Annotated in this window: 17 protein-coding genes; 11 read left to right on the plus strand and 6 right to left on the minus strand. The window is 59.7% G+C overall.

What is annotated here, in order from left to right; genetic code table 11:
* Positions 1–47 precede the first annotated feature (47 nt).
* On the plus strand, positions 48–815 hold the full coding sequence (locus tag DW189_RS09745) for a TlpA family protein disulfide reductase (RefSeq protein WP_117507848.1): 768 nt from the start codon (positions 48–50) through the stop codon (positions 813–815).
* A gap of 45 nt (positions 816–860) precedes the next feature.
* Here the strand turns inward: DW189_RS09745 and DW189_RS09750 are convergent, their stop codons facing one another.
* Positions 861–1166: a DUF3467 domain-containing protein gene (locus tag DW189_RS09750; RefSeq protein ID WP_055202132.1), complete on the minus strand. Its 306-nt coding sequence runs from the start codon at positions 1164–1166 to the stop codon at positions 861–863.
* A gap of 194 nt (positions 1167–1360) precedes the next feature.
* Here DW189_RS09750 and DW189_RS09755 point away from each other — a divergent pair, with 194 nt between their 5' ends.
* The 10 genes from DW189_RS09755 (at position 1361) to yidD (ending at position 9644) form a co-directional block, all read left to right on the plus strand.
* Positions 1361–2035 (plus strand): LysE family translocator, encoded by a 675-nt coding sequence (locus tag DW189_RS09755; protein WP_117507850.1) that lies wholly within the window; start codon positions 1361–1363, stop codon positions 2033–2035.
* A complete protein-coding gene (gene cmk, locus DW189_RS09760) occupies positions 2025–2723 on the plus strand; it encodes a (d)CMP kinase (RefSeq protein WP_117507852.1) in 699 nt (232 codons plus the stop codon). The genes DW189_RS09755 and cmk overlap by 11 nt, the downstream gene beginning before the upstream one ends.
* 37 nt (positions 2724–2760) lie before the next feature.
* Positions 2761–3627: a 4-hydroxy-3-methylbut-2-enyl diphosphate reductase gene (locus DW189_RS09765; protein ID WP_174760542.1), complete on the plus strand. Its 867-nt coding sequence runs from the start codon at positions 2761–2763 to the stop codon at positions 3625–3627.
* A gap of 139 nt (positions 3628–3766) precedes the next feature.
* Positions 3767–4237: a hypothetical protein gene (locus tag DW189_RS09770; RefSeq protein WP_055202124.1), complete on the plus strand. Its 471-nt coding sequence runs from the start codon at positions 3767–3769 to the stop codon at positions 4235–4237.
* Complete coding sequence (locus DW189_RS09775; RefSeq protein WP_117507856.1) at positions 4230–5894, plus strand: S41 family peptidase; 1665 nt, start codon at positions 4230–4232, stop codon at positions 5892–5894. The genes DW189_RS09770 and DW189_RS09775 overlap by 8 nt, the downstream gene beginning before the upstream one ends.
* Positions 5895–5903: 9 nt before the next feature.
* Positions 5904–7082 (plus strand): sensor histidine kinase, encoded by a 1179-nt coding sequence (locus tag DW189_RS09780; protein ID WP_018697019.1) that lies wholly within the window; start codon positions 5904–5906, stop codon positions 7080–7082.
* Positions 7079–8152 (plus strand): DUF4271 domain-containing protein, encoded by a 1074-nt coding sequence (locus DW189_RS09785; RefSeq protein WP_117507858.1) that lies wholly within the window; start codon positions 7079–7081, stop codon positions 8150–8152. Before DW189_RS09780 ends, DW189_RS09785 begins: the two co-directional genes overlap by 4 nt.
* Positions 8153–8190: 38 nt before the next feature.
* A complete protein-coding gene (locus DW189_RS09790; protein WP_232045723.1) occupies positions 8191–9051 on the plus strand; it encodes a uroporphyrinogen-III synthase in 861 nt (286 codons plus the stop codon).
* A gap of 7 nt (positions 9052–9058) precedes the next feature.
* A complete protein-coding gene (locus tag DW189_RS09795) occupies positions 9059–9427 on the plus strand; it encodes a ribonuclease P protein component (RefSeq protein ID WP_117507860.1) in 369 nt (122 codons plus the stop codon).
* Positions 9384–9644 (plus strand): membrane protein insertion efficiency factor YidD, encoded by a 261-nt coding sequence (gene yidD, locus DW189_RS09800; protein WP_117507862.1) that lies wholly within the window; start codon positions 9384–9386, stop codon positions 9642–9644. The genes DW189_RS09795 and yidD overlap by 44 nt, the downstream gene beginning before the upstream one ends.
* Before the next feature lie 174 nt (positions 9645–9818).
* Here yidD and DW189_RS09805 read toward each other — a convergent pair whose 3' ends face one another.
* The 5 genes from DW189_RS09805 to upp form a co-directional block, all read right to left on the minus strand.
* A complete protein-coding gene (locus DW189_RS09805; RefSeq protein WP_117507864.1) occupies positions 9819–10712 on the minus strand; it encodes a cation diffusion facilitator family transporter in 894 nt (297 codons plus the stop codon).
* Between the two features lie 5 nt (positions 10713–10717).
* Entirely contained in the window at positions 10718–11323 is a 606-nt protein-coding gene (locus tag DW189_RS09810) for a response regulator transcription factor (protein WP_117507866.1), read from the minus strand.
* Complete coding sequence (locus DW189_RS09815) at positions 11320–12078, minus strand: hemerythrin domain-containing protein (protein WP_232045721.1); 759 nt, start codon at positions 12076–12078, stop codon at positions 11320–11322. The genes DW189_RS09810 and DW189_RS09815 overlap by 4 nt, the downstream gene beginning before the upstream one ends.
* Positions 12079–12154: 76 nt before the next feature.
* A complete protein-coding gene (locus DW189_RS09820) occupies positions 12155–13993 on the minus strand; it encodes an LTA synthase family protein (protein WP_117507870.1) in 1839 nt (612 codons plus the stop codon).
* A 292-nt stretch (positions 13994–14285) separates the two neighbouring features.
* Complete coding sequence (upp, locus tag DW189_RS09825) at positions 14286–14942, minus strand: uracil phosphoribosyltransferase (RefSeq protein ID WP_117507872.1); 657 nt, start codon at positions 14940–14942, stop codon at positions 14286–14288.
* Positions 14943–14953 lie beyond the last annotated feature (11 nt).

Genomic DNA, 14953 nt, shown 5'->3' on the forward strand with positions numbered 1-14953 from the left:
AGTTTCATGTGAAGATTTTTTAGTTATATTTGCAGAAAACCAATCGCATGAAACGAATCCTTCCGCTCCTGGCGGCCATGATCGCATTGACAACCGTACTCCCCGGCAAGGCGCAAACCGGCAAATATTACATCGACGGACGGGAAACCACCCGTGAAGAGCTATTGAAGCTACCCGCGGGTACAATCGAATCCATGGCGAATTCGGTGGAAAACGGATTGCCCGTAGTGCGTATAAAATTAAAACCCGAAGGCGGGGAACAGGCTCCGGCCACCGGGCAACAGGAAAAAAACACTGCGACCCCGCATGAAAAAGCGATGCAACTGGTACGAGGAATCTACGAGCAGCACACCCTGCTCAAGGAGGGCGACCTGGCGGCCGATTTCCGGGCCGCGAAATATGCCGGAGGGGATCTCACGCTTACAGCCCTGCGCGGCAAAGTCGTGCTGCTGAACTTCTGGGCTACCTGGTGCGGCCCCTGCCTGCGGGAACTGGCGCCGGAAGCCCTGCCGAAAATCATTCTCGAACGGTTTGCCGCAGACAGCGAATTCGTATTCCTGCCGGTCGCCTATACCGATTCGAAAGAGAGCCTCGACAAGTTTTTCGCAGGCGACGAACAGCATAATTACGCTTATCTGCGCGACCTGACGGCAATGGATCCGGATAAACGGGTATTCGGCCTTTATGCGGAGCAGGGCGTCCCGCGCTCCTTCGTAATCGACCGCAACGGCCGCATCGTCCTCGGGTCGCTGGGTGCGGCACAGGAGGAGCTGGAACGCATAGCGGCGGCTATCGAAAAAGAACTTTCCAGATAACGGATAAAAACAGCCCGGCCGAAAAACGGTCGGGCTGTTGCGATTTTAAGCTTCACCCATCTTGGGACCCGTTTCGGGAACCGGCGGAGGAGTGGGTATTTCGATCTTGCCCACATTGCTTTCATAACGCACGATATTCTCCTGCAGCGAACGCAACAGCCGTTTGGCGTGTTCGGGCGTGAGGATAATGCGGCTCTTGACGCGGGCTTTCTGCACGCCGGGAAGCACCGCGGCAAAATCGATAATGAATTCCGAGGTGGAGTGGGATATGATCGCCAGGTTCGAATAGTGGCCCTGGGCCACCGTATCGTCGAGTTCGAGGTCGATCCCGAATTGTTTCATTTCTGCCATAGGCCCGCGCTTGTTGTTTCTGCAAATTTACCGACTTTCGACTGTCAGTATACAACTCTGCGGCCAAAGTTTTCGATATTTTATCAACATATCGGCCATTTCCGACAATCGGCCGCGCCCTTTTTTCACCCGGCCTTGACGGATGTCCGAGGTTTTTCGTATCTTTGTTGCCTGAAACTCCGCAACCGAAGAAAATGGGATTGGAAATCTTGGACATTATGTTCCGTGGCATCTGCGTAGGCGTGGCGGCATCGATCACGGTAGGCCCCGTGGCCGTGCTGTGCATCCAGCGCACCCTGTCGAAAAGCCGTCGTTCGGGAATCGTCTCCGGCCTGGGCGTAGCCTGTGCCGACACCTTCATGGCCATGGCGGCGTTGTTTTTTTACTCGATGCTCCAGACCCAGATCGAGCAGTACAACACCCTGCTGCGCGTGATAGGCGGCATCTTCGTGGTAATCGTCGGCGTCTACATCTTCGCCCAGAACCCCGTACCGCAGATACGCCGCAACCGGGCGGGCAAGACGTCGCTGTGGCAGGACTTCGCCTCGATCTTCGGGCTGACGATCGCCAATTTCATCATGGTGATCCCCTACATCCTCGCCTTCTTCGCGGTATTCAAGATTTCGGGCGGCGACATCACGCACGAAGGCGTGGGAGGCTTCTTCCGCGCCATGTTCATCATCGCCGGATTCTTCGGCGGCGCCGCAGCCTGGTGGACGATGCTGGCCTTCGTCATCAACCTTTTCCGCCGCCGCTTCCGCCCGCGCCACATGCTGACGATCAACCATGTCGCCGGCCTTATCATCGGGATACTGGGTATTTACACGATACTTTCAACATTCTTTGATATATTCCCCAATGTCGGATAACAAACACAAGATCATAATCGCCATCGACGGCTTTTCGTCGTGCGGCAAGAGTACGTTCGCCAAAGCCATCGCCCGCGAGCTGGGTTACATCTTCATCGACACCGGTGCCATGTACCGCGCCGTCACGCTCTATGCGCTCGAACACGGTGCGATCCGGTCGGGCATCGTCGACGAGGACGCAGTCGTCAGGCTGCTCGACCAGATCGCCATCACGTTCCGTTTCAACCCCGAACGCGGTGCCAGCGACATCTACGTCAACGGCGACCTGGTCGAAGGCAAGATCCGCACGATCGAGGTGAGCAACTGCGTGAGCCGCGTGAGCGCCATCGCCGCAGTACGCAGGAAACTGGTGGCCATGCAGCAGGAGATGGGGCGCCGCCGCGGCGTGGTGATGGACGGCCGCGACATCGGCACGGTGGTTTTTCCCGATGCCGAACTGAAGATTTTTATGACGGCCGACCCGCGGGTTCGCGCCTGCCGCCGCTATGACGAGCTGCGCGCCAAGGGAGACCCGGTGTCGCTCGAGGAGATCGAACGCAACGTGCGCGAGCGCGATAAGGCCGATATGGGGCGTGCGATATCGCCGCTCAGGCAGGCTGAAGACGCCATCGTACTCGACAACAGCTGCATGACGGTCGGGGAGCAGATGGCGTGGTTTATGAAGGAATTCGAACAAGTTACCAGATAGGAGCACGGATCGCCGTGCACAGGGCACAGTGAAAGGGTTGCGAATAGAGATCGATGACAAATCGGGCTTCTGCTTCGGCGTAGTCCGGGCTATTTCGGAGGCCGAGAAAGCCCTCGCCGAGGGGAGTACGGTCTATTCGCTGGGCGACATCGTCCACAACCGCATCGAAGTGCAGCGCCTCGAACGGCTGGGGCTGCGCACCGTAACCCACGCCGACATGCCAGCGCTGGGCGGCCGGCGGCTGTTCATCCGCGCCCACGGGGAACCGCCCACGACTTACGCGCGCGCGAAGGAGCTCGGCATCGGGGTGATCGACGCCACCTGCCCGGTGGTCGCCCGTTTGCAGAACCGCGTGGTGAAGGCGCACGAACAGATGCACCCCGTCGGCGGACAGGTAGTGATCCTCGGCAAACGGGGCCATGCGGAAGTCGTGGGGCTCACGGGACAGGTGCAGGCACCGACCATCGTCATCGAAGGCGAGGAAGACCTCGGCCTGATCGACTTTACGCGGCCGATCTATTTCCTGTCGCAGACGACCCAGAGCATCGCCCTGTTCGAGGCCCTGGGTGCCGAGATGCGCCGCCGGGCAGCACATCCGGACGGGGTGCGGATCGACGACACGATCTGCCGGCAGGTATCGAACCGCGAACAACACCTGGCGGAATTCGCACGCCGCTTCGACGTGGTGGTGTTCGTCTGCGGGCGCAAGTCGTCGAACGGCAAGGTGCTCTCGGAGGTGTGCCGCAGGGCGAACGCCCGGACACATACGGTCGAGGAGGCCGCCGAGATCGACCCGGCATGGTTCCCGGGGGCCGAGTCGGTCGGAATATGCGGCGCCACGTCGACCCCCAAATGGCTGATGCAGGAGGTTGCCGACCGCATCGGGCAAATTGGGAGAAGATGATAAACAGGAAAACGACCGCATGCAACAAGCCCCTCCCACGGAAGAGGTTTGGGATGGGGTCAAAATTGCAAACGGCGCCGGCGGCGGCTACGACCAACAAAGGCATTGTAACGATACAAATCCAACAAAAATCACTGTTATGAAATACTTCATCCGCTCGTTAAAATATTTCGTCGCCCTGTGCGTTATCTGTGTAGCCATCCTGGCCCTGATGCTCGCAACGGGGACTTCGGCACTGACCCTCGACCAGACAGTCTACGTAATGTTCCACACCAGCCGTTACGCGACGCTGTTCGCGGCAATCGTGGTGCTTGCGGCGCTATACCCGAAATTCGGGTTCGTGGTGCGCAAGGTCGAAGGCGACGTGGAGGAGAACCGCGAACAGATCATCAACGCCTTCAAGTCGGCAGGCTTTTCGCTGCGCGGAGAGGAAGACGGGGTGATGACATTCCGCGCCGACGGCCCGCTGCGCAAGCTGATGCTGCTGGGAGAGGACGAAATAAAGGTTTCACAATACGGACAGTGGATTCAGATCGACGGCATACGCCGCGGCGTCGCCCGGGTCGAATACCGGCTGGATTCGTACATACAAATGAGTAAACATGATTAGGAAAGGATACAGATACCTGCTCACGGCCGTCATTGCGGCCTCGGCGGCAGCCCTTTTGACCTTTGCGGCCCGCAACGACTTCGGGCTGGGGCGCAACATGGAGATCACGGTCAATATGATGCGCGAACTTTCGCTCGGCTATGTTGACCCGGTAGACCCGGACAAGTTGATGGAAGGTGCCGCAGAAGGCATGGTCAGCGACCTCGACCCCTACACGGAGTTCATCCCCGAAGACCAGATGTCCAACTTCGAGCTGCTCACCACCGGTAAATACGGCGGCGTGGGTTCGCTCATCCGCAAGAAAGGCGACTGGGTAACGATCGCCCAGCCCTACAAGGGATCGCCCGCCGACCGCGCCGGGCTGAAGATCGGCGACAAGATCCTCGCCATCGACGGCAAAGATGCCAAGGGCTTCACCACCGAGCAGGTCAGCTCACGCCTCAAGGGAGACCCGGGCAGCAAGGTCAGGGTGACCGTCGAACACCTGACGGGAGGCACCGAGACCGTCACCCTGCAACGCGAACGGATCGCCATTCCGGGCGTACCCTACGCGGGATGGGTGGACGAAGGCATCGGGTACATCCGCCACAGCGATTTCACCGAAGGTTGCTACGAGGATATGCGGGCAGCCATCGAACGGCTGCGTTCGGAGGGCGAACTGAAGGGGCTGATCCTCGATTACCGCAGCAACGGCGGCGGCATCATGCAGGAGGCCGTGAAGATACTGGGGATGTTCGTCCCGAAAGGCACCGAAGTGGTAAGCACCAAAGGCCGCACGGAAGATTCGCGCCGGGTATACCGCACCGAATCGGAACCGATACTCCCGGACTTGCCGCTGGCGGTGCTCGTCAACGGCAACTCGGCATCGGCATCGGAGATCGTGACGGGAGCGTTGCAGGATCTCGACCGCGCGGTCATCATCGGCCAGCGCAGCTACGGCAAAGGGCTCGTGCAGACCCCGCGCCCGCTGGGATACAACGCCATGCTGAAGCTCACCACCGCCAAATACTACATCCCTTCGGGACGCTGCATACAGGCCATCGACTATTCCCACTCGCAGGAAGGCACCGTCCGTTCGGTACCCGACTCGCTCATCTCGGAATACACGACCCGCGCCGGACGCAAGGTCTACGACGGGGGCGGCATCATGCCCGACATCCGCACCGAACCGGAGTACATCAGCCGCTTCGCCATGACGCTCTATGCGCTGGGGTTCATCGAGGATTTCGGGGACGAATACGTGCGCCGGCACCCGGGACAACAGATCGACATCCGCACGTTCTCGATCACGGACGGGGATTACGCCGAGTTCGCCGAGTTCATGAAGGACAAGGAGGTTCCCTATGAGTCGGATACGCGGCGGGCACTCAAGAAACTGCGCGAGGCTGCCAAAACGGATCGCTTCGAAGAGGTGGAACAGCAGATCGCAGCCATCGACTCGACGCTCCGGGACGACACGGCGACCAATCTTGAAACCTACCGCAAGGAGATCGTCGAGTCGATCAACAACGACATCGTACTGCGCCACGGCTATTCGGAAGGCGTCATCGAGCATTCGCTTCCCGACGACGGGGACGTGCTGAAAGCCATCGAAATACTCGGCAACAGGCAGGAGTACGCGCGGATCGTCACCGAGCAGGACACCCCGCGTAAATAAACACAGGCCATGAAAATCCGCCGCGACATATTCTCGTTCCGCAACCGCGTGGTGGTCATCATCGTGGGGGTATCCCTCGGCATGGTGTCGCTGCTCTACACCAACAACATGGCCAAGCGCCTGAAGGAAAAGGAGCAGCACGACGTGGCACTGTGGGCCCATGCGATGGAACGTGCGAACCGCAACGTGATGGGAGGCTCGATGGAAGACCCGCTCATCACCGACATCGTGTCGAACGGCAACAACATCCCGTTCATCATGACCAACGAGAACCTGGAGGTGCTCCAATTCCACCTGGTTCCCGAAAAAATCATCGACCACCCCGACCGGCTGCGCAGGCAGATCGACAAATTCACGGCCGAGAACACCCCGCGCACGGTGCGTTTCTGGTGGTCCAACGACCACTACCACATCATCTTCTACGGGCGATCGGCACTGCTCAAATCGCTCTACTACTTCCCCTATGTCCAGATATTGGTCATAACGGCCTTTATCCTGCTGGGGTTCATCGCATTCCGGTCTTCGAAACACGACGAGCAGAACCGGGTGTGGATCGGGCTGGCGAAGGAGACGGCACACCAACTGGGCACCCCCACCTCGTCGTTGCTCGGGTGGATCGAATACCTGCGCTCGCAGGACGTGGATCAGAGCGCCGTGGAGGAGATGAACAAAGACCTCACGCACCTGATGAAGATCGTCGACCGCTTCTCAAAGATCGGCTCTGAAACACCCCTTACCCCGGCCAACATCAACGAAGTTGTGGGCGAGTCGGTCATGTATTTCCGTAAGCGCATCCCGCGCAACGTGACGCTCGACTACAACGGGCTGGCCATCGCCCCCGTGCAGGCCAACATCAACGCCGCACTGTTCGAATGGGTGGTCGAGAACCTGATGAAAAACTCGCTCGACGCCCTACAGGGGCACGGGTCGATCGACGTGCGCATCTCGTCGGACGACAAGAACGTGATGATCGACGTCAAGGATACCGGCAAGGGCATCCCCAAGGGGAACTGGAAGCGTATCTTCGAACCGGGATTCACGACCAAGACCCGCGGCTGGGGGCTCGGACTCTCGCTTTCGCGCCGCATCGTGGAGGATTACCACCAGGGTAAGATCGGCGTGACGGAATCGGAGATCGGCAAAGGCACGACGATCCGCATCACGCTCAAACGCATATTCGAGGAATGACCGACACGCTGAGACATACCGTGCCGGTTCCGCTGCCCCGAACGCAGGAATCCGGCGTTGCGCCGGTACACGGCACCGGGGGTTCCGCCACGCCACAGACAGCGGCCCCGGCCGGGGATTCCGTACCGCACCGCCATGCAGGTATGCCCGCGACACCCCCGGGGGACTCGCCCGCAGCACGGACGCTCCAGGCACAGTCCCCGACGGACAGTACGGAAAATACGGCCGCAGGCGACACGCTCGCCGCAGACAGTGCTGCGGACGGCGAATTTCCGTTCCTCCCCTTCGGCGACCCGTTCCCGGAGCTGCCGGCAACGCCCTGGCACGACGTCCCGGCCGCGGAGGTCTTCGGCACGGCATCCGTGCTGGTTCCGCAGCAGCCGATCTATTCCACCCGGGCGGAGTCGCTCACCGAAAATCCCGTTTTCCAGGGTTTCGTGCTGTTGCTGGCCGCAACCTATGCCATGCTCCTCTACCGCAATCTGGAGGATGTGCGCCTGCTGCTGACACGTGTTTCACGCGACAGGGCCACGGGAGAACGCCTGACCGAAGACCCCGGCGGCAGCGGGTTCTCGCGCTTCCTGAATATCGCCACGACGATCGGCATGCTCTTCATGGGGGTCATGGTCGTCAAATACGGGGATTCCCTGATGCCGGGACGCCTGACCGAACTCCTGTCGCACGGAGCCGTACTGGCCCTGAGCCTGCTGGCGACGCTCGCCTGCATGGGGGTGGTACTCTTCCAGCTGGCAACCGTAAGGCTGGCCGGGGCGGTGACGCTTTCGCAGCCCTTCATCTCGCAGATCGTCCTGCTGAAACGCACCTACTTCGCCCTCGCCGTCATCGTCACGTCACCCGTACTCCTGCTCTTCGCCCTCTGTCCCCGGGGTACCGGAGGCGTCTGGTTCTGCATCATTGTCATCGAGTTGATCGTAACGGCTATCTTATACCTCAGGGAGGTGCTGAACCTGTTTATTTCCAAAAAAGTTTCGATTTTGCATTGGATTTTGTACCTTTGCACCGTGGAAGTCTTCCCGGTCAGCCTGTTATGGCTGCTCGTGGCAAGGTGATTCAGTGATTGAAGAACAACGTAAAACTTAGGTCAGCATTGAAAGTTAAAAAAGTATTGGTTTCGCAGCCGAGGCCCGCAGTTATAGAGAAGTCCCCGTTCTACGAATTGTCCGAGAAATACAACGTAGAGATCGCCTATAAACCTTTTATACGTGTCGTGGGCGTATCCCTGAAGGAGTTCCGTGCCCAGCGGGTCGAGATACTGACACATACGGCCGTTATTTTCACGTCGCGCACGACGGTAGACAGCTTTTTCCATATCTGCGAGGAAGCCCGCATCACCGTGCCGGAAACCATGAAATACATCTGCCAGACGGAAGCCGTGGCACTCTACCTGCAAAAATACATCGTTTACCGCAAACGCAAGATTTCGTTCGCCGACGGATCGTTCACGTCATTCATCGAACTGATAATCAAACATAAGGACGAGAAATTCCTGCTGGCGCTGAGCGAGCCCCACAAACCCGAACTGCCCGAGACGCTTGCCAAGCTCAAGCTGGCGGTAGACCCCGTCATCCTGGCGCGCACGGTGGCTTCGGAACTCGAAGACGTGCAGCTTGCGGATTACGGACTGCTGGCGCTCTATTCGCCTTCGGACGTCAAGACCCTTGTCGACAAGTTCGGCACCGAAAACCTGCCCGCCGTGGCGGTATTCGGTGAAGGCACGCTGCGCGCTGCCCTTGCGGCAGGCATCACGGTACAAGCCAACGCCCCGACCCCGGTGGCCCCGTCGATGGCCAAGGCCGTCGACATCTATTTGCAGAAGGTTCATAAAGGCGAGGAGATAGAACCTGTAGAGTTGGTTACCGATACGGAAAAAGAGGAGTTCATCCGCAGCCAGCAGCATAAACTGGCCAAAAAGAGCCGCACGCGCCGCACTGCCGAACCCCGCAAATAAAATAGCCATGCCCGACTGCTCGCTTCCCCGCACGGAACGGCTCCGTTCGCTCGGTGCCGTGCGCCGCATGTTCGAGAGCGGGGAGAGCGGGTTTATCTTCCCGTTCCGGTACGTCTGGTTCGCCGAGGCCGACGAGATACCTTCGGTCGAGGTATTGTTCTCCGTGCCCAAGAAATTCCACAAGCGGGCCAACAAACGCAACTTGCTGCGGCGCCGTACCAAGGAGGCATACCGGTTGCAGAAACAGACGTTGAAGAACGGCAGCCCGGCGAACCTCGACCTGGCGCTGATCTACTCCTCGAAAGAGATGCTACCCTATAAAACCATTCAGAATGCAGTCCGCCGGATTCTGGAAACAGTCGTGGAACACCTTTAAACACATCTGCGCCCTGCCGCTGATCGCGTTGGTGAAGTTCTACCAGCTCTGCATCTCCCCGTTCACGCCTCCGTCGTGCCGCTTCACGCCGACCTGCTCGCAATATGCCCTCGAAGCACTGCGTAAATACGGGCCGTTGAAGGGGCTGTGGCTGACGCTCCGGCGGCTCGCACGGTGCCATCCGTGGGGAGGCAGCGGTTACGACCCGGTACCCTGAACCCGCAGGTAGACAAAGCCCGAAAGGCACAAATGCTGCCCGAGACAATAAAAACAATCCGACCTTTCGGGGTCGGATTGTTTTTTCAGATAGCATACACGCAACCCGCAGGGCGGAAAAACCGGAGGAACCCGCAAAAGGCAGGCACACAGTCCCTCCCGGCCGGTAGCGCTATCAGTCGCACGTCCCGGGGCAATGTTCGGCCGAAGATTCGAATTCGAGTGTCACATGGTGGATCCCGGCCGTTTCCAGCTCCGCTTTGAGCTGTCTCTTGACCGTTTCCATACGGGGCAGCTCTGCCAACACGACATGCGCCGTAAGGGCATTTTCGGTAGTGCTGATCGCCCAGACATGGATGTGGTGCACGGCCTTGACACCCGGCACAGCCACCATCGTCTTTTCCACTTCGGCAATGCGGATACCCACGGGCACACCGTCGAGCGACAGGCGCAGGCTGTCGCGCGTCAGCGACCAGACCGATGCCACGATCACGGCGGCAACGACAAGCCCGACGACGGGGTCTACGATCGTCCATCCCGTCCACGAAATCACGACACCCGACACCAGCACCCCCACCGACACCAGCGCATCGGCGGCCATATGCAAATAAGCCCCTTTCACGTTCAGGTCTTTGTCCTTATCCTTCATGAAGAGCCAGGCCGTAAAGCCGTTGATCACAACCCCGACGCCGGCCGTCCAGGCGATGGCTCCGCCCTCGACGGGTGCCGGATGCAGCATCCGCCCCACGCTCTCGGCAACAATGACCCCCACGGCGACGAGCAGGATCACGGAGTTGAGCAGCGAAATGAGCACCGTGCTCTTCTTATAGCCGTAGGTATACCGGGGCGTAGCATGGGCCTGTGCAAGGCGGAAAGCCAGCATGGCCAGCAGCAGGCTCGCCACGTCGGAAAGGTTGTGCCCGGCATCGGACAGCAGCCCCATCGACCCGTAATAGAGCCCGACGGCGAATTCGACGACAACGAATGCCACGTTGAGCACAATGCCGAGGATAAAGGCTTTGTTGAGCGACGTGACCGTATGGTCGTGATGATGGTGTTCGTGTGCCATAACCGTTATATTTCAGCGATCGTATCCCGGATGTCCGAGAGATCGACCAGTTTGTTGACGATGGCGTAGATCGTAAGCCCTGCCGGAGAGTGTATCTGCAACTTGGCCACGATGTTGCGCCGATGTGTGATGACCGTATGGGTCGAGATGCAGAGTGCATCGGCGATCTGCTTGTTGGTCATGCCCTTAACGATGCAGACGACGATCTCGCGTTCGCGGGCGCTCAACGGCTCCTGGCGCTCTTCACGGGGTGCATCGCCGACCGGTTGCATGATCTTTTCGCGCAGCGTCTCGACCGGGTCGTAGACCGAAAGCACCTCATCATAGGCATTGAGCATAGCAGCGTCCGTCACGGCCATTTGCAACGCAATGCAGCGCAGGCTCTCGCAACCGGTTTGCATCCTCAGTTGCTGCGGCGTACAGAACCCCAGCGAAGCCGGGTTGACGACCAGCACGTCGGGACGATGGCGCGACAACTGCGCCGTGAGCTGCGAAATATCGGCGATTTCGAGGATATCGACGTCTGGGGCCGGCAGGCGGCGCAACACGGCGATAATGCCGCAGCGCAGGATGGCCGAAGGCTCGGCGACGGCGAGTTTCAACGCCTTCATCGACGGCCTCCTTTCTTGGGGGCGGGTTGCCTCGGAGGCATGTCCCCGGGCTGTGCGCCCGATGCCCGGCCTCGCGTTCCCGTCTGCTCTTCGAGCCGCTTGATTGCCGGAATGAACAGACGATCCTCGATATCGTTGTGCGACGCCAGGTCGCGCTCGCAGGTGAAGATGTCAAAAAGCACGCCGTTCAGTTCGTTGGTGCTGCCCGAGGGGTAATAACGGATGATGATCCGCTTCAGTTCGGCGAGTTTCGCCTCGACTTGGTCGTGGTGCCGGCGGAATATGTCGATCGAATAACCCTCGGGATGCTCCCCCCGGAGCAACCCTTCGACATAGGGGAAAACCTTTTGTTCCTCGTAGTCCATGTGCTTGTGCACTTCGGCGACGTACTCGTCGAAGAACCGCAGGATGGCGAAAGCCACGTCGTTATGACTGCAATCGATCGCCTCGATCAGCTTGCGGCGGATAGCCGGAAGCCGGAAATCGAGAAAATAGACATGCGAATTGCGCAGGTAGCCGACGAGCGCAGCCACCGAGATCGTCTCCGGGTCGGGAGCCTTATCGTCGGAGTGCATGTTGACGACAGCCAGGAAAGTAGCCGTATCGACCCCGCTGTCGAGGCAGACCTCGCCGATGGTCTTGTCACCGAAACCCAATGCGATACCGAAGCGGCTCATGATAAGCAGCACGGGATAGCGGTCGCAAACCAGGTCGCACATGCGGTCGTCGGAATTGTATCGCCCTATTCTATACATAATATGTTCTATATCTGCAAAAATAACGAATTACCGCACACCGCGCAATACCTAATTTCAGGTATTTGTCCCGGAATCAGCGGTTTCCGATGTCGACATAGGTTGTCTGAAGCATCGTGCGGCCGATATCCAGCAGGCCGGGCGCGGTCTCGCTGACGGCCTTGCCGCTCGTAGCGTCCCACACGGCCTCCCCCGAGGCATCGACCACGCCGAAACCGTCGTTGAACGTATAGTAAGCGAATTTGCGGGGGGGGGTCGGCGCGAAAATATCCTTGCTGTAATCGAAATCCGAATGGTCGATCCCCAGCTGCCCGAGGATCGTGGCGCAGATGTCGATCTGCGAGGCGTAGGTATCGACCACACGCGGTGCAGCGACGGCGCCGCCCAGCCAGATCATCGGGATGCGGTGGCGCAGCGGCTCGTTATAGGAGAGGCTCCGCGGCCACGGATAGCCGTGGTCGGCGACCAGCACCAGAAGCAGATTGTCCCATGCCGGCGAAGCCTTCAGTTTGTCGACCATACGGCCGACGCATTCATCGGAAAAGGCGAAGGCGTTGAGTTCCTTGTCGTCGAACTTCGAGAACGGCACGTCGAACGGGCGATGGCTGCTCAATGTCAGCATGCCGGCCAGGAACGGCTCGCCCTTCCCGCTCAGGGCGATCACGCGGTCGGCGAACCAGTCGCACATCACCGCGTCGTCATAGCCCCAGTCGGCCGGCGGGGTATCGAAGCGCAGGTCTTTCTGCCACGTGAGCTGCTGCCAGCCCGTAGCGTACATGTACGAAGCCTGGTTGGTGAAGTTCAGGTCGCCGCCATAGGAGAAGCAGGTGGCATACCCCACGCCGGAGAGCGAACGCGCCAGCGAGGGCAGGTTACGGCTCTTGGCCGGGAGCTTCATGATCGACATGCGGGTCTGGGCAGGAAATCCGCTCAGGATAGCCACCTCGCCCCGGTCGGTGCGGAACGAGTTGGCGAAGAAATTTTCGAACCAGATGCCTTCGCCCTTCAGGCGCTGCATGTTGGGCATGACGGGCAGGCCGCCGACATCGGCATCCATGACCGTACGGGCGAAACTTTCGAGAATAACCACCACGACATTGGGGCGAGGGGTCGTCAGCACCCGCTCGGGAGCGGCGGCGGAAGGGTTGTTCCCGCGCAAGGGGGCAAACCGTTCCTCGCGTCCGGCCTCGTCGAAGAAGGGGTATTCGGCGGCATAGTCGGTATGATCGCCGAGGCTCGTGAGGAACGAAAAGACCGGGTTGGTCGCCGCATGATTCAGAAACATGTTCGCACTGAAATAGGCCTTCGACACATTGGCGACCGAAGCCCCCAGCCCGCCGCGGATGGCGAGGAAATCGCACCCGGCGAGCAGCAGCAGGACAAGGCTCCACGGCAGCGCCGCACGTCGGCGCAGCGGCTCCCCGTCGAACAGGCGGCAGACAAGGCGGTAGACCCAAACCATAAGCGCCGCGTAGGCGACGGCCAGCAAGGTCTGGCGCACCCCGAGCCAGAAATCGACGCTCGCCATGGCCTCCCGGGGGTCGGTAAGGTAAATCAGGATCGTCGCATCGAGGCGGAAGCCCCAATGCTGGTATAACTCGACATCGACGGCGAAGATGACCGCCGTGACGGTTGCGACCAACACGAAATAGCCTGTCAGCACCCGCCGCCATATTCTCCCGGGCAGCCGCACCCACAGCGACACAAGGGTCAGCAGCAGCGGCAGTGCGGTGACATACCCGGCGACGGTGCTGTCGAGCGTCAGCCCGTGCCACACGACGCCCAGCCATTCGCCGACGGAAGCCTGCGCGGCATCGGCCGCATAGTAGGCCAGGAAAACGGGTTTCTGGACGGCCATCAGCAGAACGGTCGCACAGAACACCGCTAAAACAAAAGCTATCTTCTTCTTTACCATGCGCACATCTTAATTTGGCGGTTATACCTATCAAAGTGCCGGAACCCGCCGAAAGCCCGCCCCGGCAGGGCACATCCGTTCCGAACAGACAGCCACAGGAAGCAGCGGATCGGATTTTTCCACCGCAGGAAACCGACACCGGCTCCTCCGCCATACGGAGCAGAGGTTCGTTTGTCGGTCGACACCGGGTTCTCCGCCCCCTACCGCAGGGCTTGAGGTCGGCGGCACCCCCGACACCGGGATTTTCCGAGACAGATCGGTGCCGGATGAATCCGGCACAGGGATGCCGGGGTCAGACCTTCTCGCCGTAGGCCAGGTCACCGGCATCGCCGATACCCGGAACAATATAGCAGCGCGAGGTCAACTCTTCGTCGACGGCGGCCGCCCAGACCGTGGTGGTTTTGCGCGGCATATTCTTCTGCACGTAGTCGATCCCCTGTTCGCTGGCAATCACAGCCGCAACGTGCGTATATTTGGGTGTACCGCCCTTCTCGCACAAGGCCTTATAGGCCAACACGAGCGAAGAGCCCGTGGCGAGCATCGGATCGACCAGCAACAAGACCTTGCCTTCGAGGTCGCCGCACGAGATATACTCGACCTTGACCGTAAACTTGCCGTCTTTCGTACTTTTACGGTAGGCCGAAACAAAAGCGTTCTCGGCATCGTCGAAGTAGTTCAGGAATCCCTGATGGTAAGGCAGCCCGGCCCGCAGGATCGTCGCCACGACGACCTGGTCGTTGATCAGCCCGACCTCCGCTTCGCCCAGCGGCGTCTCGACGACACGGGGCGAATAGGCGAGCTCCTTCGAGATCTCGTAGGCCGTGATTTCCCCGATACGCTCCAGGTTACGGCGGAAGCGCATCGAGTCCTTCTGCACCAACTTATCGCGGATCTGTGCGATGAACTTGTTGAGGACAGTGTCCTGTTTACTCAAAATATGCAAGGTCATAGGTATGAAGT

It is taken from the genome of Alistipes sp. AM16-43, from assembly GCF_003435745.1.
Taxonomy (GTDB): domain Bacteria; phylum Bacteroidota; class Bacteroidia; order Bacteroidales; family Rikenellaceae; genus Alistipes; species Alistipes onderdonkii.

Coding starts and splice junctions, on each gene's coding strand:
- DW189_RS09820 (WP_117507870.1), bottom strand. CDS start 13,993: ATGGTAAAGAAGAAGATAGCTTTTGTTTTAGCGGTGTTCTGTGCGACC.
- DW189_RS09785 (WP_117507858.1), top strand. CDS start 7,079: ATGACCGACACGCTGAGACATACCGTGCCGGTTCCGCTGCCCCGAACG.
- DW189_RS09770 (WP_055202124.1), top strand. CDS start 3,767: ATGAAATACTTCATCCGCTCGTTAAAATATTTCGTCGCCCTGTGCGTT.
- DW189_RS09775 (WP_117507856.1), top strand. CDS start 4,230: ATGATTAGGAAAGGATACAGATACCTGCTCACGGCCGTCATTGCGGCC.
- DW189_RS09780 (WP_018697019.1), top strand. CDS start 5,904: ATGAAAATCCGCCGCGACATATTCTCGTTCCGCAACCGCGTGGTGGTC.
- DW189_RS09810 (WP_117507866.1), bottom strand. CDS start 11,323: ATGAAGGCGTTGAAACTCGCCGTCGCCGAGCCTTCGGCCATCCTGCGC.
- cmk (WP_117507852.1), top strand. CDS start 2,025: ATGTCGGATAACAAACACAAGATCATAATCGCCATCGACGGCTTTTCG.
- DW189_RS09750 (WP_055202132.1), bottom strand. CDS start 1,166: ATGGCAGAAATGAAACAATTCGGGATCGACCTCGAACTCGACGATACG.
- DW189_RS09745 (WP_117507848.1), top strand. CDS start 48: ATGAAACGAATCCTTCCGCTCCTGGCGGCCATGATCGCATTGACAACC.
- DW189_RS09815 (WP_232045721.1), bottom strand. CDS start 12,078: ATGTATAGAATAGGGCGATACAATTCCGACGACCGCATGTGCGACCTG.
- DW189_RS09805 (WP_117507864.1), bottom strand. CDS start 10,712: ATGGCACACGAACACCATCATCACGACCATACGGTCACGTCGCTCAAC.
- DW189_RS09795 (WP_117507860.1), top strand. CDS start 9,059: ATGCCCGACTGCTCGCTTCCCCGCACGGAACGGCTCCGTTCGCTCGGT.
- DW189_RS09755 (WP_117507850.1), top strand. CDS start 1,361: ATGGGATTGGAAATCTTGGACATTATGTTCCGTGGCATCTGCGTAGGC.
- yidD (WP_117507862.1), top strand. CDS start 9,384: ATGCAGTCCGCCGGATTCTGGAAACAGTCGTGGAACACCTTTAAACAC.
- upp (WP_117507872.1), bottom strand. CDS start 14,942: ATGACCTTGCATATTTTGAGTAAACAGGACACTGTCCTCAACAAGTTC.